At 56.2% G+C, this 15,903-nt stretch carries 15 protein-coding genes and 1 tRNA gene; 9 read left to right on the top strand and 7 right to left on the bottom strand.

The window, feature by feature from the left end; all coding sequences use genetic code 11:
- Positions 1-27 precede the first annotated feature (27 nt).
- Genes CIK74_RS14820 through CIK74_RS14810 form a run of 3 tightly spaced genes read right to left on the bottom strand, consistent with a single transcriptional unit; the run spans position 28 to position 2,397 of the window.
- The gene (locus CIK74_RS14820; RefSeq protein ID WP_096256967.1) at positions 28-540 is read right to left on the bottom strand and encodes an HIT family protein; all 513 of its coding nucleotides are present in this window, start codon (positions 538-540) and stop codon (positions 28-30) included.
- Positions 540-974, bottom strand: coding sequence for a hypothetical protein (locus tag CIK74_RS14815; protein WP_096256966.1), 435 nt, complete (start codon positions 972-974; stop codon positions 540-542). Before CIK74_RS14815 ends, CIK74_RS14820 begins: the two co-directional genes overlap by 1 nt.
- A 19-nt stretch (positions 975-993) precedes the next feature.
- A complete protein-coding gene (locus tag CIK74_RS14810) occupies positions 994-2,397 on the bottom strand; it encodes a PucR family transcriptional regulator (RefSeq protein ID WP_096256965.1) in 1,404 nt (467 codons plus the stop codon).
- A 113-nt stretch (positions 2,398-2,510) separates the two neighbouring features.
- Between CIK74_RS14810 and CIK74_RS14805 the strand changes: the two genes are divergently transcribed.
- From CIK74_RS14805 to gabT, 3 genes are all read left to right on the top strand, one after another.
- Positions 2,511-4,109: a sodium-dependent transporter gene (locus CIK74_RS14805; RefSeq protein ID WP_096256964.1), complete on the top strand. Its 1,599-nt coding sequence runs from the start codon at positions 2,511-2,513 to the stop codon at positions 4,107-4,109.
- Positions 4,110-4,111: 2 nt separating this feature from the next.
- Positions 4,112-4,252 carry a methionine/alanine import family NSS transporter small subunit gene (locus tag CIK74_RS14800; protein ID WP_096256963.1) on the top strand — a complete coding sequence of 47 codons (141 nt, stop codon included), beginning with the start codon at positions 4,112-4,114 and terminating at the stop codon, positions 4,250-4,252.
- Between the two features lie 193 nt (positions 4,253-4,445).
- The gene (gabT, locus tag CIK74_RS14795) at positions 4,446-5,786 is read left to right on the top strand and encodes a 4-aminobutyrate--2-oxoglutarate transaminase (protein WP_170947902.1); all 1,341 of its coding nucleotides are present in this window, start codon (positions 4,446-4,448) and stop codon (positions 5,784-5,786) included.
- A gap of 70 nt (positions 5,787-5,856) precedes the next feature.
- Here the strand turns inward: gabT and rarD are convergent, their stop codons facing one another.
- A complete protein-coding gene (gene rarD / locus CIK74_RS14790) occupies positions 5,857-6,795 on the bottom strand; it encodes an EamA family transporter RarD (protein WP_096256961.1) in 939 nt (312 codons plus the stop codon).
- 222 nt (positions 6,796-7,017) lie between these two features.
- Between rarD and htpX the strand changes: the two genes are divergently transcribed.
- Positions 7,018-7,881: a zinc metalloprotease HtpX gene (gene htpX, locus CIK74_RS14785; RefSeq protein WP_096256960.1), complete on the top strand. Its 864-nt coding sequence runs from the start codon at positions 7,018-7,020 to the stop codon at positions 7,879-7,881.
- An 89-nt stretch (positions 7,882-7,970) separates the two neighbouring features.
- On the opposite strand, the gene CIK74_RS14780 is transcribed toward htpX, so the two are convergent.
- Positions 7,971-8,459 carry a YajQ family cyclic di-GMP-binding protein gene (locus CIK74_RS14780; protein ID WP_096256959.1) on the bottom strand — a complete coding sequence of 163 codons (489 nt, stop codon included), beginning with the start codon at positions 8,457-8,459 and terminating at the stop codon, positions 7,971-7,973.
- 165 nt (positions 8,460-8,624) lie between these two features.
- Between CIK74_RS14780 and CIK74_RS14775 the strand changes: the two genes are divergently transcribed.
- Together CIK74_RS14775 and trxA are read left to right on the top strand one after the other, a co-directional pair.
- Positions 8,625-8,706, top strand: a tRNA-Tyr gene (locus CIK74_RS14775).
- Between the two features lie 141 nt (positions 8,707-8,847).
- On the top strand, positions 8,848-9,219 hold the full coding sequence (trxA, locus tag CIK74_RS14770; RefSeq protein WP_096257081.1) for a thioredoxin: 372 nt from the start codon (positions 8,848-8,850) through the stop codon (positions 9,217-9,219).
- A gap of 31 nt (positions 9,220-9,250) precedes the next feature.
- On the opposite strand, the gene CIK74_RS14765 is transcribed toward trxA, so the two are convergent.
- Positions 9,251-10,216, bottom strand: coding sequence for a 3-methyladenine DNA glycosylase (locus CIK74_RS14765; RefSeq protein WP_096256958.1), 966 nt, complete (start codon positions 10,214-10,216; stop codon positions 9,251-9,253).
- 111 nt (positions 10,217-10,327) lie between these two features.
- On the opposite strand from CIK74_RS14765, the gene CIK74_RS14760 reads away from it, so the two are divergent.
- Both CIK74_RS14760 and CIK74_RS14755 read left to right on the top strand, forming a co-directional pair.
- A complete protein-coding gene (locus CIK74_RS14760) occupies positions 10,328-11,692 on the top strand; it encodes a pyridoxal-phosphate dependent enzyme (RefSeq protein ID WP_096257080.1) in 1,365 nt (454 codons plus the stop codon).
- 27 nt (positions 11,693-11,719) lie between these two features.
- A complete protein-coding gene (locus CIK74_RS14755; protein ID WP_096256957.1) occupies positions 11,720-12,877 on the top strand; it encodes a cystathionine gamma-synthase in 1,158 nt (385 codons plus the stop codon).
- Between the two features lie 66 nt (positions 12,878-12,943).
- Here the strand turns inward: CIK74_RS14755 and CIK74_RS14750 are convergent, their stop codons facing one another.
- A complete protein-coding gene (locus tag CIK74_RS14750; RefSeq protein ID WP_096256956.1) occupies positions 12,944-13,354 on the bottom strand; it encodes a hypothetical protein in 411 nt (136 codons plus the stop codon).
- A 333-nt stretch (positions 13,355-13,687) separates the two neighbouring features.
- On the opposite strand from CIK74_RS14750, the gene CIK74_RS14745 reads away from it, so the two are divergent.
- On the top strand, positions 13,688-15,595 hold the full coding sequence (locus CIK74_RS14745) for a DEAD/DEAH box helicase (RefSeq protein WP_096256955.1): 1,908 nt from the start codon (positions 13,688-13,690) through the stop codon (positions 15,593-15,595).
- Positions 15,596-15,903 lie beyond the last annotated feature (308 nt).

Below are 15,903 nucleotides of genomic sequence, written 5' to 3'. Positions count from 1 at the left end.
GAGCAGGCAGCGTTTGTTTAAGTATTTTTAGCGAACCACGTCGGTGTCGGTCAGCCGGTAGGGGTGCTCGGCGGAGAATAAGGCGCTACGAAGCTCCAGAGCCTTGCGTGCGCGGTCTTCAACCGAGACCCGGTGGCGTAGCTGGCGGTACAGCTCATCGTCTGCGTAGCGTGGAAAAACATGCTGGTGATAATGCCAGACATGCTGATTGCCTGCAGGCTCGTTGTGTTGTCTGGTACTGGTGCCCGCGGGATTCCACGCCAACTTCATCGCCAAGGCAACCCGTTTGGTTTCCCACATGATGGCAGAACCCGTTTGCTCATCCAGATCATAGAGCGCCTCCAGATGGGCGGTGGGAATGATCATCACGTGACCGCCATAATTCCCGAAGCCATCACAAGCCATGATGGCGGCAACTAAGGGCGTGCGATAAATCAGGTCGCTTGGCGCGCACAGATTATCTGGGCTAAAAGGCTGGTCGTTGAGCAATTCGCAAAACGGGCACTGATAGTCCGTTGGTTCGTGGGAGCTATGGAGCACTAGTCATCCAGTTCAGCTGCTAGTTCTTCAAAGACCCAGCTGAACATGTCAAAGGTGAATTCGCTGAAGGTGCCTTCTTCGCTGGTCCATGTTCCCTTCGAGTTATTACGGCGGTAAACGATTGGATCTGGCACCGAAAGCTGGGAAGTTTTGAAACCCCACACGTATTTTTCTTCTTCGTCTTCTAGGAAGAGCAGGTATTCCCCGTCAATTTCTAGTTCTTCGGGATCAAAGAAGAAGTGGTAGGCCTCGGTGAAGTCTTCGTTGTTACCTACCGCGAGGTAGAACTCTTCGAGGACAAACGGGATCGAGACGCCGGACTGGGCTAGGCCCTCGGCCAGCTCCTCGGCGTTCAACCCGTCAGCTTCATTCCACTTGTCCTCAAGGTATTTCGGGACGAGGGAACGGAACTTCTCAAGAAACATGTCAGCCATGTCTTTATCCTATCGAGAATTAGCCCAGTTCAAGTGCGCTCAACGCGATCCACAGCTGGACCCGATCACTGGTGATGTTCGGATCGTATCCGGACAGTTCGGCGATTTGTTGCAATCGGTAGCGCACGGTATTGCGGTGCAACCCTAATGATTCAGCGACTGCGCCGACCGAACCATCACGATTTAAGTACTCGCGCAGTGTTTGTTCTAGATCTGAATCGTGAGTTGCATCAAATTTTCTGATGGGGTCTAAGGCCTCTTCGGCGAGGTCTTGGAGTGGCACATCACGTGCGGCAAGCAAGAGCGAGGTCAATGACAACTTATTTGGAACATTAACACGATCACCATGACTCAGTGCTTCCAAGGCCTCAAAGTAGCTCCAGCGGATGCCGGTGGTGTTTGGATAGCGTCCGCCATAACCTACCCGAGCGGTGATCCCGGCGTCGTTTAGATATGTATCCAAGCGAGCCACCGACGCCTGGAGCTGATTGTGCGCCACAATAATCGCTAGGCGATCCTCCACGATCACCGAAACCTGTGAGCTGAGTTCGGCCGGCAGCGGCAAGGCGTGTAATCGTTCTGGTTGAGCGGTGGTCTGGATGAGGATCACCGCATGCTCGCGCTTTGGGTTCAGCCCCAGGGCCCCGACGCGGACCGCCGCGTCCGCTCCGGTGAGGGTGCCCGCGGCGAGATCCGCTAATACCTGCCCATTGGACTGACGTTCAGAGGAAAGTAGCCGGGCGTTATTGGCCACTTCCAAACCAACCAATGACTGCGCGTACTCGATGAGCGGGTCTGCCGCATAGGGCTTGGCGAGGTGCAAGACACATTTATCGCGGATGCCGGTGGCTACCGGCAGACTATTCCAATCGCGCTGTGGATCGAAGTCACCGCTGATGCATTCGCCATATAAGGTCAGTGCGACGTCGGTATTGAGGATTCGCGCTAGTTCGCCAAGCATCGTTTGCAGATCTGAGGAGAGCAGCGCCCGCGTCAGTTTCTGGTGCGAACGTAGGAGGCGTTCGAGGCGTTTGAGGTGGTCGGCATTCAATGCCTCGGCGATCACCCGGGTGATCGCCGCAAAAGGAATTTGGTAGGGGACCTCAAAGACGGGCAACCCAACTTCGTTTGCTGTCTGTAGGATTGTGGCTGGAACATTTTTATGTCCCAGCCCGGTGCCGAATCCCAAAGCCACCACATCGTTCTCGGCAAGGGTTCTCACGAACTCGCGTTGACTTGCAGTAGTTTTTTGCCGGACACCCGTGGTGAGGACAATTTCACGGCCTGTGAGAAAATCCGCTGGGTTGAGAAGTTCGGTAACCGCGCCCCAGGTGATTGCGGTGTTGTTGGCTGTGGAATGATCGTTTAGTGGACGTAAGTCCAGCTCGTCAATAGCCAATAGGGCGCGTAAAGTGATTGCCATAAGGCAATTCTAGAGTGCTCGGTAAAGTTCCCGAAAAACTAACTTGTTCAGATACTGGACATTATTATCAAAAAATTGCCCATGATGTGAACTATTTAGGCTAGTTTAGTGCCATGAGCACTCCATCTTTGAAAAAGGGCGCTCCACTCGCTGAAGGCAAGCGCGAGACGTTCTCGTCGCGCAAGCTTTTTATTCTCTCGGCGATTGGTTCAGCCGTTGGACTGGGAAACATCTGGCGTTTCCCCTATGTCGCCTACGAAAACGGCGGCGGCGCATTCCTTATCCCATACCTTGTCGCAATACTTTGCGCTGGTATCCCACTGCTATTTTTGGACTACGCGATCGGCCACCGCTACCGCGGTTCGGCGCCGCTGGCGTACCGCCGAGCTAACCGCAAAGCAGAAGTGCTTGGTTGGTGGCAGGTACTAATCTGTTTTGTTATCGCGATCTACTACGCGGCCATTATCGCGTGGGCCGCCATGTACTGCTGGTTCTCCATCACGAAGGCTTGGGGCGACGATGCCGCGACCTTCTTCATGGAAGACTTCTTACAGGTTGCCCCGGAGGCCGGTGTCTCCTTGGATATCGTCGGTGGCGTCTTCGGCCCAATGCTCGGCGTCTGGCTCGTGGCGATCATCATCATGGTGGCAGGCGTCAACAAGGGCATCTCGCGTGCCAACGGTATTTTCATGCCGTTGCTGATCGTGATGTTCGTGATCCTCGTAGTTCAGTCGGTCTTCCTGCCTGGCGCAATTGACGGCCTGAACGCATTCTTCACGCCGAACTTCGAAGCGTTGCAGAACCCAGGTGTGTGGGCTGCGGCCTTCGGTCACATCTTCTTCTCGCTGTCCGTAGCCTTCGGCATCATGGTCACTTACTCCTCCTACATGAAGCGCAAGAGTGACCTGACCGGTTCGGGTTACGTTGTAGCTTTCGCTAACTCCAGCTTCGAATTGCTTGCAGGCATTGGTGTCTTCGCAGCTCTTGGCTTCATGGCATACAACGCGAACTCTGCCGTTGGCGACGTAGCCACCAGTGGTATCGGCCTGGCGTTTATCGCCTTCCCGACCATCGTCTCGGCCGCACCATTTGGTTCGGTCATCGGCGTGCTGTTCTTCGGCTCGCTGGTCTTCGCAGGGTTGACCTCGTTGATCTCGATCCTTGAAGTAATCGTTGCCGCGTTCCAGGACAAGTTGGGCTGGAACCGCAAGTCCGCCACTTTGGTGGTTACCGTTCCGGTGGCGTTTATCTCGATGGTTCTCTTCCCGACAACCACGGGCCTCTACCTGCTGGACACCATGGACGCTTTCGTGAACCAGTTCGGCATCCTCGCATGCGCCTTGGTTATCGTGATTGTCTTCGGTGCCGGTCTGGGCATGTTGCCGCGTTTGGCTAAGCACCTGAACCGTCACAGCTCGATCAAGTTGGGTACCGGCTGGATGGTTCTGGTTGGCGGTGTGGGCCCGGCTGCGCTGGGTTACATGTTGATCAATGAAGTCCAGACCAAAATTTCCGAGTCTTACTCGGGCTACCCGGTCTGGTTCAACGGTGTCTTCGGTTGGGGCATGGCTGGTGCGCTGATTGTTGGCGCGGTATTGATGTCCTTGGTCCCATGGAGCAAGAAGTCTAAGCTGAATGATCCAGAATTTGAGGAACACCAGCAAAAAGTTGAGGCAGAAGAGTTGCCAGACCCAGTTGGAAAGGAGTACTAGCCATGAGTGGAATCGCAATTACCTTCATGATCATCTCCATGCTGACCATTTGGGGCGGCTTGGCGCTAAGCCTGTGGAATCTATCCCGCCATCCCGAGAAGCAGGATGACGATATAGAGCTCGCCCCAACGGGTAACGAGTAACCACAAAGTCATCTGGTCTCCACCCCGCGAATTCTAGATTCGTGGGGCGGAGACCTTTCTTGTGCAAGTGCACTATGAAGGTGGTTCATTTTTGTGCCGGTATTGGTAGATCGATACGAATCCCGGCCATAGTGTTCTATCTAGAGTCATACCGGCCGAACTAGAGCCGGATATTTTTTTGAAAGGAATCACGGTGGACGTTACTTACCGCATCGAGCAGAAGCGCCAGATTAATGGCGCCTTCCCAGGTCTAAAGTCCCAGGCACTGGCCGCCCGCCGTGCCAAGGCAGTCGCAGCCGGCGTTGCTTCTAGCCTGCCGGTCTACGCAGCCGATGTAGACGGTGGAATCATCGTTGACGTGGACGGAAATCAGCTCATCGACCTCGGCTCGGGTATCGCGGTCACTACCGTCGGTGCGTCGAACCCAGCGGTAGCCAAGGCAGTTGCCGAGCAGGCAGCTCGATTCACCCACACCTGCTTCATGGTGGCACCGTACGAGAATTACATCGAGTTGGCCGAAAAGCTAGCGACGATCACTCCGGGCCACTTTGAAAAGCGCGCAGTATTCTTCAACTCGGGCGCCGAAGCAGTAGAAAATGCGATCAAGGTTGCTCGCGTAGCCACCGGACGCCAGGCAGTGGTGGCCTTTGACCATGCCTACCACGGCCGTACAAACCTCACCATGGGCTTGACCGCCAAGGCCGCCCCCTACAAGCGTGGCTTCGGCCCGCTGGCTCCTGAGATCTACCGGATGCCAATGAGCTACCCATACCGCGAAGAAAACCCCAACATCTCAGGTAAAGAAGCCGCAGAGCGCGCAATCTTGGCCATGGAGAAGCAGATTGGCGGAGATCAGATCGCCGCGATCATCATCGAACCGATCCAGGGCGAGGGCGGCTTCATCGTTCCCGCCACCGGCTTCCTGCCACGCGTGGCTGAGTGGGCCAAGGAAAACGGCATCGTGTTCATTGCAGATGAAGTCCAGGCAGGCTTCGCCCGCTCGGGCGCATGGTTCGCCTCGGACATCGAAGGTATCGAACCAGATCTGGTGACCGTGGCTAAGGGCATCGCTGGCGGCATGCCGCTGTCGGGCCTGATTGGTCGCGCCGAACTATTGGACTCGGTCCACGGTGGCGGACTGGGCGGCACCTACGGTGGCAACCCTGTGGCCGTGGCTGCAGCGCTAGAGAGCATCAAGTTCATGGAAGAGCAGGATCTGGCCGGGCGAGCCCGCCAGATCGAAGAGCAGTTCTTCACTCGCTTTGGTGTTATCCGAAAGGAAATCTCCGCACTGGGTGACATCCGTGGACGTGGCGCAATGGTCGCCATTGAATTCGTCAAGGCTGGCGGCAAGGAACCAGACGCCGCACTGACGAAGAAGATTGCCGAGGAATGCCTCGCAGAAGGTGTTCTGATCCTCACCTGCGGTACCTACGGCAACGTAGTGCGCCTACTGCCACCATTGGTGATCAGTGACGAGCTGCTCAGCGAAGCATTTGACGTTCTTGAAGCGGCGATTCGCAAGCACGCCTAATTCTTGAGTAAATAATTCGGGGGCTGGTTCTAAACGAACCAGCCCCCGCGTTATTTAATGAATGAATTGATCAGCTGACTTTTTTGGGTTCAGGCCCCGGGCCAACACGTGGGGTACGCACCATGTCCAAAACAATGAGTACTACCGCTACCCAGACCAGCGCGAAGCCAATCCAACGCTCCGCCGGCATTGACTCACCGAATACCAGTAGGCCAAGGATGAACTGCATAATCGGTGCCAAGAACTGCAAGGAACCTAAGGTGCTCAGTGGAAGACGACGGGCCGCTCCGCCAAAGAGCAGTAGCGGTACAGCCGTGATAATGCCACTGATGGCGAGCAAGGCAAAGGTTGGGACATCTACGGAGGTAAACACCGAGGTGCCGTGGAACATCGTCCAGCCCAAGAAAATGAGTGATAGCGGGGTCAGCAGTAGCGTTTCCATGGTGAGCGCACCCAACGCGGTGCCACTTTTGCCGACCTGATTTTTAACCAGTCCATAGAATCCAAAGGAGAAAGCCAAGCCCAAGGAGATCCAGGGGACCCGGCCCAAACCGACCGTCAATACGATCACTGCAAGCGCGGCAACGGCCAAGGAAAGCCACTGCAGGCGACTGAGCTTTTCCTTCAAGACGATCACGCCCAGGACAATCGCGACGATGGGGTTAATGAAGTACCCCAACGAAGCCTCTAAAACGTGGCCGGTGAGTATCGCAAAGGCGTACAGCGTCCAGTTCACCGCAATCAGAACGCTGGCAAGGCCGAGTCTGCCCACCGTTTTGCCGTCTCTGAACATGCTGATGAACAGACGAATCTGTTTGGTGGCTAGCAACAGCAACATACAGAAGATCAGCGAGAAAACGATCCGCACAGCAACAAATTCAAAGGCTGAGATCTGCGGTAAGAACAGGAAGTACAGGGGGAGTAAACCCCAAATGAGGTACGCTGCGGTGCCTTGGATCAGGCCCAAGGAATGTTCGGAGCGAACTGGTTTATTGCTGCCGGAACTCATGAGTTATTCGTGTCTTCTTCCGCCATGTCTTGAAAAGTTCACGCGATCCGCAGACCCGCGCATTATCTGTTGATCGTATGTCCCGCAGCGCCTCACAGTCACACTAGGTGATAGTAGTCACCTTAGGGCCCGCGCAGCGACTCGTCGGGGAACAAACCTTTCGGGCCGGTCGTTCAAATACACTAAAGGTATCGGGATTACGGACACGGGGAGTGGACCTAAGTGCATAAACATAACAATGGTTTTAAGACTGCGCTATTGCTCGGCGGCATGTTTGCCCTGTTGCTTGCGCTCGGCTCGCTCATTTCCGTCGGTAGCGGCAATAGTTCCTTTATCTGGATCTTTGCGCTGGTCGGTCTGGGCACCACTGCCTACGGATACTGGAACAGCGATAAGATCGCGCTGCGCTCTATGCAGGCCTATCCGGTCACCGAGGCGGACCAGCCAGGCATGTACCGCATTGTCCGTGAGCTGTCGATCAATGCGCAACAGCCGATGCCGCGCCTCTACGTCTCGCCAACTACCTCACCTAATGCTTTTGCCACCGGCCGAAACCCGGAAAACGCCGCGGTCTGCTGCACGGAAGGGATCTTGCAACTGCTCGATGAGCGTGAACTGCGCGGAGTACTGGGCCACGAACTAATGCACGTATATAACCGTGACATCCTCACCTCCTCGGTGGCCGCCGCGGTAGCAGGCGTCATCACCTCTGTTGCACAGTTCATGTTGTTCTTCGGTGGACGCGATAACCGCAACGTTAATCCCATCGCGTTGATTGCTATGTCCTTGTTGGCCCCGCTGGCCGCCTCGATGATTCAAATGGCAGTCAGCCGTACCCGCGAGTTCGACGCGGACGAAGATGGTGCCAAACTCACCGGTGATCCACTGGCGCTGGCTAGTGCTCTGCGCCGCTTGGAGTCGGGCATCAGCGCCGCCCCGCTGGCACCCCAGGATCAGAAGCTGGTCAACAGCTCACACCTGATGATTGCTAACCCTTTCGGTTCGCGTCTGAAGCAGATGTTCTCCACACACCCGTCGATGGATGACCGGGTGGCTCGACTTCAAGCGATGGCACGCGGGCAGTAATAGCTTGTGAAACAGCAAAGGGCGTCGTTGCCAAGAGTGGCAACGACGCCCTTTATGCGTGTGGCTTAGAAGCCTTACGCGGTGTGCGTCTAGCGGAAGTTCACAAACTGTAGGTCTGCTTCGTCGAAACCACGAAGCAGCGTCATAGTGGCCTGCAAGTCATCGCGGGACTTCGATGATACGCGCAGCTCATCACCCTGAATGGTGGACTTGACTCCCTTGGGTGCCTCATCACGAATGAGCTTGTTGATCTTCTTGGCAACATCCTGAGCAATACCCTCAACGATGGATGCTTCGATGCGGTATTCCTTGCCCGATGCGTAAGGCTCGCCGGCGTCCAAGGACTTCAGGGAGATGTTGCGCTTGACCAGCTTGGACTGGAAGACATCCAGTACAGCCTTGACGCGCTCTTCAGAGTTCGCCTTCATCAGGATCTTCTCGCCGCTGAAATCAACTTCTGCGCCGATGCCCTTGAAGTCGTATCGCTGGACGATTTCCTTCTGAGCCTGGTTCATTGCGTTGGCGACTTCTTGACTGTCTACCTTGCTGACAACATCAAATGTGGAATCGCTAGCCATGTGATTTCTCCTTGGTGTTCTACGGGTCCAATTCGCTTCATAGCCTACCGGTTTAGCGAGAAGAATTTCGGCTGTGATCAGGCTTACATCAAAAATGCCCCTCTCGATTTCACAAGCTACAAAAACTCCTGTAGAGTTATTTCTCGTTCCGACGTGAACAAACATGGCAGATTACCCGAGTGGCCAAAGGGGGCTGACTGTAAATCAGCTGGCAACGCCTTCACTGGTTCGAATCCAGTATCTGCCACAGATAACTCCCAGATCGAAAGATCTGGGAGTTTTTTGCATCCCGGAGACATTACTTAAAAGTCTTGAATTTTGTGCTTTGCTACTGCGTCCAATCTCTCCAAGCTACGTACTTGCGGATAAATTCAGATACCGTGTAGGCATGGCAACTAAAAATGTGAGCGAAGCAGAATTCGCCCAGCTGATTGCAGACAATGACATTGTGCTCGTTGATTTCTGGGCAGCGTGGTGCGGTCCTTGCCGTCAGTTCGCCCCGGTTTATGAACAGACTTCGGAAAAATTCCAGGATGTCGTGTTCGCCAAGGTTGATACCGAAGCGGAGCAGGGTTTGGCACGAGCAGCTAACGTGACCTCGATTCCTACCGTGATGGCGTTCCGTGAAAAGGTCCTCGTCTTTTCGCAGCCTGGTGTTTTGAACCAGGCTCAACTTGAAGATCTAGTCACCGCGGTGAAGGGCATTGACATGTCTGAGGTACACGCGCAAATCGCCGAGGAAGCTGCACAGGCGGAGTAATACACAAAGCACAATTAATAGCTTCGGGCTGCTAACGACCTCGGTGATCTAACGGGGCGTAGCGTGGCCCGAAGCTTTGTTTTTTCTGTCCCGAAAGCTGCAACAGCCGGATCACCCGTTGCCGATGATCCGAAAAAGGCTGAAGAAGCTCAAGCATCTTCAGATCATCAACCCGACGCCCAATAAGTACTTGGCCGACAAAACCAGCCAGATGGTAATCGCCAACGGAAATATGGTCGGGTGAACCATGCGAACGTTGCAAGGTTTCTGCCACAGTCCACGGTCCGACGCCCGGCAAAGATAACAGTGCTGACTCAATCGTTCCTGCGCCTGAAGTATGGGGCTTTTCTGCTCTCAGATCTCTGGCAGCCCACCATTCTAGACGGCTCGCCGCCACCGCAAGCCTGCCTAGGGCTTGTGCGCGTTGTTGTTCTACTCGGGCGGCCTGCCAGTCCCACCTTTTGAGCCTTGCAAGTTCTTCGGGGCGAGGAAAAAGCGCTAGTCCCTGCGGTGCCGGCCCCGGAGCAGGACGTCCATGGTGCCGGATCAGCCAACGCCAGGCATAGTTCGCTTCGATGCCGGTGACTCGTTGTTCGAGGATAGCCCCGGCGGCGTGGTCAAAAATTCTATTGGTTCGCGGCAGCACCAAGTCGCGGTGTAGTACACGTTGATGCTGGACCAACTCGGGCAAAGAAGAAAAAAATTCCGGCTCATCAAAGCCAGACCAATCATCGGAGGCACCCAGGAGATCCGGTGCGTGCTTGATGGCCCAGGGTGCCCCAGCACCCCACGCTTCACAGTGTGCGGCAGAGTTCAGCGAGTGTTTAGTGATGCGCAACGTGGCATCGCCGAACGGGCTGGCGAACGCCAGCCAGGCCTCGGCTTCGGTTAGCCGGATCGTTGGGTCGCCCAGACCACGACGCAAAATCCCTAACGACTTCTGCAGACTTACCGGACGCTGCGGGTCGTAAGAGCCGGTCATGGCATCAAAGTGCATACTGTCAAAACCCTTCCGCTCACTAACATTTCCCATACTTTCACGCTATTGCATGACGCAAAGCTACGTACCGCCACGACATGTGTGACAAGCGCCGGTAAAGTTCTTGACATGAAGTATGCGTCTACAGTTCTAGATCTGATTGGCAACACGCCACTCGTCAAACTCAATCGGGTGACCGACGGTATCAAAGCCACCGTGTTGGTCAAGCTGGAATACCTGAACCCGGGCGGATCTATCAAGGATCGCATTTCCTTGAAGATGGTTGAGCGTGCCGAACAAAGTGGCGAATTGAAGCCTGGCGGAACTATCGTCGAACCAACCAGTGGCAACACCGGTGTGGGGCTGGCGATGGTGGGTCAGCTCAAGGGATACAAAACAATTTTTGTCACTCCCGACAAGGTGGGCGAAGAAAAACGCGATGTTTTGCGAGCCTACGGCGCCGAGGTGGTGGTGACGCCGACAGCGGTCGCCCCAGAATCTGAAGAATCCTATTACGGCGTCTCGGACCGGCTGGTCCGCGAGATCGACGGCGCATACAAGCCAGACCAATTTTCTAACCCAGCAGCTCCCGATAGCCACTTCGAATCAACCGGCCCAGAAATCTGGAACGACACCGACGGCTTGCTCACCCACGTAGTAATTGGTGCCGGCACCGGGGGAACGATCACCGGCACCGGACGTTACCTGAAGCAAATATCTGCTGACCGAGCCAGCGGCCCGGTCAAGGTGATTGCCGCAGACCCAGACGGTTCGGTGTACTCCGGCGGTACCGGACGGCCATACTTTGTCGAAGGTGTCGGCGAGGACATGTGGCCAGGCAACTATGATCCGGCCGTACCCGATGTGGTGGAGCCGGTCAACGACGCAGAGTCCTTCGCGATGACGCGCCGTCTGGCCAAGGAAGAAGGGCTGCTACTCGGCGGTTCTTCGGGTATGGCGATTGTCGCCGCGCTACGTGTGGCTCAAAACTTGAGTGAAGACGACGTCGTGGTGGTCATTGCTCCCGACGGTGGACGGGGCTACCTGGCAAAGATTTTTAATGACTCGTGGATGCTGACTCAAGGCTTCACCGGAGAAGAAAACACGCAGCTGGCGCAGATTGCTCGCGCATTGGCCACTCAGCCTCAGCCAACTGTGAGCGCAGAAACTACCCTGGCCGAAGCCGCAAAGAAGCTGCGCGAGTCCGGAGCCGAAGCACTGGTGGTTGGCACCGCGCAGTTACCTGCACGTATCGGAGAGATCCGTGCGGTGATTGGTGCAGCCACGCTCACCGACGCCCTTTTGGCCGGCGCCGAAGCTACCAGCACATTAGCTGAGCTCGAACAGCTTCCCATCCCACTGCTGGGCGTCGGCGAAAGCCTAGACCGTGCCCAGGAACTACTTGCCACGCACCCGGCGGTCTTGTTGACCGACGGTGGCGAAATTCAGGCCGCGCTGACCGCGTCGGACCTGCTGGCCTACGTAACCCGCTAAACATTGACTCAACAGGACAGGAACGTCATGACCGAAAACATTCAGGGATCAAACACTCGTTTCGTACACGCCGGACAGGAATTTGAACCGCACACCGGCGCCGTCGTCCCACCGGTACATTTCTCCACCACTTATGCGCAGGAAGCCATCGGCAAGCTGCGCAACGGCTACGAATACGGCCGCGGAACCAACCCGACCCGTGACTCGCTGCAGGCACAGCTAGCCGGTGCAGAACTGGGCAAGCACGCTTTTTCCTTTAGCTCCGGTCTGGCCGCCGAAGATTCACTGATCCGTGCAATCCTGCGCCCCGGCGATCACATTGTCTTGGGCAATGACGCATACGGTGGATCCTTCCGCCTCATTGACCGCGTCCTTGGTGCGTGGGGCATTGGCAACACTCCGGTGGACATGTCAAATGAGCAGGCATTAACCGCTGCAATTGAAAAGAACAAGGCCAAGCTGGTTTGGGTTGAGACTCCTTCAAACCCAATGATGACCATCACCGACATTGCGAAGGTCGCACAAATCGCGCACGCCGCAGGCGCACTGCTGGTCGTTGACAACACCTTCGCCAGCCCATTCTTGCAGCAGCCGTTGACCCTGGGCGCAGATATCGTGGTGCACTCCACGACCAAGTACATCGGTGGGCACTCCGATGTTGTTGGCGGAGCGGTCATCGTGAAGGATGATGAGCTGGCCGAGAAGATCGGATTCATCCAGTTTGCCGTAGGTGCCGTCTCGGGCCCCATGGATGCCTTCTTGACCACTCGTGGTCTGAAGACTCTGGGTGTGCGCATGCGCGCACACAACGAAAACGCTGAAAAGGTGGCCCACTGGCTACGTGAACGCAAGGAAGTTGAGCGCGTGCTCTACCCAGGCTTCGAAGATCACCCAGGTCACGACATTGCCAAGAAGCAGATGAGTGGTTTTGGTGGCATGGTTTCCGTGCAGTTCTCCGGTGGTGAGGCTGCCGCGCGTAAGATCGCCGAAAGCACCAAGCTGTTCACGCTGGCAGAGTCCCTCGGCGGAATTGAATCGCTGATGAACTACCCATCGGAGATGACCCACGCGTCGGTCAAGGGCACCGAGCTGGCAGTTCCGGTAAACCTGCTTCGTCTGTCGGTAGGAATCGAAGATGTTGCAGATCTGATCGATGACTTGGATCGTGCTTTCGGCGCGTTGTAAGACATAAAAGACTGTGGGGCTCGTGAACCAATTGGTTCACGAGCCCCGCAGTTTTTAACGCCGGAATTATTTTTGTCTGGTTTTCGGTGAGGTGAGTTTGAAGTATTTGATACTTGCCGGGGTCCACATCAGCAGCACAGCGAGAAGCACCACCGCGGCGAGGATCGAATACCGTCCCATGCGCAGCAAAGTGGGTAGAGCCGCGATTAAGCCAATCCAAGTCAGTTGGGCGCGTGCGGAGCGTTCGCCCTTCCACAGTCGTACGGCTAAGAAACAGATAGTTATTCCGGCCACGGCCAAGAGCACTACTAGTGCCAGCGGGCCAAGATCTAAGGGCCGAACATCGAAGACATCGAAGGCCAGATTCGCGGCGAAGCCTAAAAAGAGCACCCCGGCCAAGATCCAAACGAACCGCGAAATGCGCAAGGCACCGGGTGTTGGCAGCGTATTTGGCGGGGGAGTTACGGGCTTTTTCACGTCTCCCAGCCTAGCGTCAAGACCTAGTGTTACGGCCCACTTTGCAAGCGGTGCCCGAACTCACACGGCTCCCACGCTGACAAATGAGCCTACTTGTCGATAGTATTAGGTGTTCGCGAACATCAGGGTTTCCTTGCATCTAGCCCAATTTTTGAGGCAAGAGCCTTCTCGTGTTGTATTTCTTCCGCCAAGTGTGTGCGCGGTTTTTATGTCATAGGGGAGCGCTTGATGAGCGTGAGTAGTTTTCTTACTGTGTAGCCTATGCGTCGTTCTTAAATTGGGGACGGGTAGGCCCTCCCCAAACGAATGAGGTAATTCTTCGTGTCATCAGACATGCCCGTAAACACCAATGACGAAAAGACCACCGAAGAGCCGACCGTGCTTTTCAGCGAACTTGGTCTTGACGCCCGAGTGCTTGCAGCACTAGCCGACCTAGGCTACGAGAAGCCATCGCCAATCCAGGCAGCCACCATCCCACTGCTTCTTGAAGGCCGTGACGTAGTTGGTCTGGCACAGACCGGTACCGGTAAGACCGCAGCCTTCGCGCTGCCGGCACTGTCCCGCATGGCTGAGCTTGCAGACCTTAACGGTCCAGCTCGCACCCCACAGATCCTGGTTCTAGCTCCAACCCGCGAGCTGGCTCTTCAGGTTGCTGAGGCTTTCACTTCTTACGCCAAGTACCTGAGCGACTTCACCGTCCTTCCGGTATACGGTGGCTCGCCATACGGCCCACAGCTTAACGGACTGCGCCGCGGCGCACAGGTTGTTGTCGGTACCCCAGGCCGCGTCATCGACCACATCAACAAGGGTTCGTTGGACCTGTCCAACCTTCAGTACGTAGTACTGGATGAGGCCGACGAAATGCTTCGCATGGGCTTCGCCGAAGAGGTCGACAAGATCTTGGAGTCGACTCCAAAGGACAAGCAGGTTGCACTGTTCTCCGCAACCATGCCACGCACCATTCGCCGCATTGCTGCCGAATACCTGCGTAACCCACAGGAAGTTTCGGTCAAGTCGAACACCTCGACCGGCACCAACATCACCCAGCGTTACCTGCAGGTTATGGGAGCTCACAAGCTCGACGCCATGACTCGTATCCTGGAATCCGAACCATTTGAAGGCGTTATCGCCTTCGTTCGCACCAAGATGGCTACCGAAGATCTTGCCGACAAGCTGAAGGCTCGGGGCTTCACCGCCGCAGCTATCAACGGTGACATCCCACAGCAGCAGCGTGAGCGCACCGTCGAGAACCTGCGTTCGGGCAAGATCGACATCTTGGTCGCAACCGACGTGGCTGCCCGTGGCCTTGACGTGGAACGCATCTCCCACGTCATCAACTACGACATCCCACACGACACCGAGTCCTACGTGCACCGCATTGGCCGTACCGGCCGTGCAGGCCGTACCGGCGACGCGATCCTCTTCATGACCCCACGCGAGAAGTACCTACTGCGTGCCATCGAAAAGGCTACCCGCCAGCCAGTGACTCAGATGCAGCTTCCTTCCCTGGACACGGTCAATGACCGTCGTATCCAGCGTTTCACCGATCGCATCGATCAGACCATCAGTGGTCAGGATCTGAGCACCTTCCGTGAAATCGTGGAGCGTTTTGCTGCAGAGCACGAAGACCTAGACCAGCTTGAAATCGCTGCTGCACTGGCACTGATGGCTCAGGGTGGTCGCCCACTGCTGATGACCGAGCCAGTGATCCCACCTTCGAAGAAGGCTCGCATGGACCGCGAAGGCGGACGTGGCGAGCGTGAAGGCGGACGCGGCGAGCGTGCCCCACGTGGTCGTAAGACTGCAGCGGAAGGCAACGCAATGTACCGTTTGGCCGTGGGTCGTCAGAACCGCGTTCAGCCGGGCTCCATCGTTGGCGCACTTGCCAACGAAGGCGGCTTCAACTCCTCCGAAATCGGTGGCATTGATATCCGTTCGGATCACACCTTGGTCGAGTTGCCAGCAGAGCTGACCAAAGACCAGTGGCGTGCACTGTCTAACACCCGCATTGGTGGCGAAGCCATCAACCTGGAGCTAGACAACGGTCGCAGCCCAGCTGAAGATTCGGACCGCGGTGGCTACGGCGACCGTAAGCGTTCCGGTGGCTTCGGTGGCGGACGCGGCGGCGGACGTGGCGGCTTCGGCGGCGGCGGTGGACGCGGTGGCTTCGGTGGCGGACGCGGCGGTGGCGAAAAGCGCTTCGGTGGCGGAAGCCGTAGCGGTGGACGTCGCGACTACTAAGTCTTAAAACCTAAGAGCACTCCCTTGAATCGTGAAAACGGCTCGCGGGAGTGCTTTTTTGTGCCTAAAACGCGACATAGACAATGCCAGGAAAGTTCGCGCTGAGAGTCCCAATAAGGCCTGGACGAACTCTGGGCCTAGCCTCCTCGCTCTAACGCGTGCAGAGGCCACACACAGCGCCTCACAACGTTTGGGCAGGGGGATACCCTGACCATTAGTTTGATCAGTGTTGTCGTCGCAAGTCTGATTCAGGGTAGGCACGGTGATGAAACAGTGGGAGATGTCCCCTGGGCAGGTAGAGAATCTAG

This window comes from Glutamicibacter sp. BW77, assembly GCF_002332285.1.
Classification (GTDB): domain Bacteria; phylum Actinomycetota; class Actinomycetes; order Actinomycetales; family Micrococcaceae; genus Glutamicibacter; species Glutamicibacter bergerei.
Note: the sequence above shows the minus strand (reverse complement) of the source record. Positions and strands in the feature narration are given on the sequence as shown.

Excerpts from the sequence above, each read along its gene's own strand:
- trxA (WP_096257081.1), top strand. The coding sequence starts at position 8,848 with ATGGCAACTAAAAATGTGAGCGAAGCAGAATTCGCCCAGCTGATTGCA.
- CIK74_RS14780 (WP_096256959.1), bottom strand. The coding sequence starts at position 8,459 with ATGGCTAGCGATTCCACATTTGATGTTGTCAGCAAGGTAGACAGTCAA.
- CIK74_RS14810 (WP_096256965.1), bottom strand. The coding sequence starts at position 2,397 with ATGGCAATCACTTTACGCGCCCTATTGGCTATTGACGAGCTGGACTTA.
- CIK74_RS14765 (WP_096256958.1), bottom strand. The coding sequence starts at position 10,216 with ATGCACTTTGATGCCATGACCGGCTCTTACGACCCGCAGCGTCCGGTA.
- CIK74_RS14805 (WP_096256964.1), top strand. The coding sequence starts at position 2,511 with ATGAGCACTCCATCTTTGAAAAAGGGCGCTCCACTCGCTGAAGGCAAG.
- CIK74_RS14815 (WP_096256966.1), bottom strand. The coding sequence starts at position 974 with ATGGCTGACATGTTTCTTGAGAAGTTCCGTTCCCTCGTCCCGAAATAC.
- CIK74_RS14755 (WP_096256957.1), top strand. The coding sequence starts at position 11,720 with ATGACCGAAAACATTCAGGGATCAAACACTCGTTTCGTACACGCCGGA.
- CIK74_RS14745 (WP_096256955.1), top strand. The coding sequence starts at position 13,688 with ATGCCCGTAAACACCAATGACGAAAAGACCACCGAAGAGCCGACCGTG.
- CIK74_RS14800 (WP_096256963.1), top strand. The coding sequence starts at position 4,112 with ATGAGTGGAATCGCAATTACCTTCATGATCATCTCCATGCTGACCATT.
- rarD (WP_096256961.1), bottom strand. The coding sequence starts at position 6,795 with ATGAGTTCCGGCAGCAATAAACCAGTTCGCTCCGAACATTCCTTGGGC.
- CIK74_RS14760 (WP_096257080.1), top strand. The coding sequence starts at position 10,328 with ATGAAGTATGCGTCTACAGTTCTAGATCTGATTGGCAACACGCCACTC.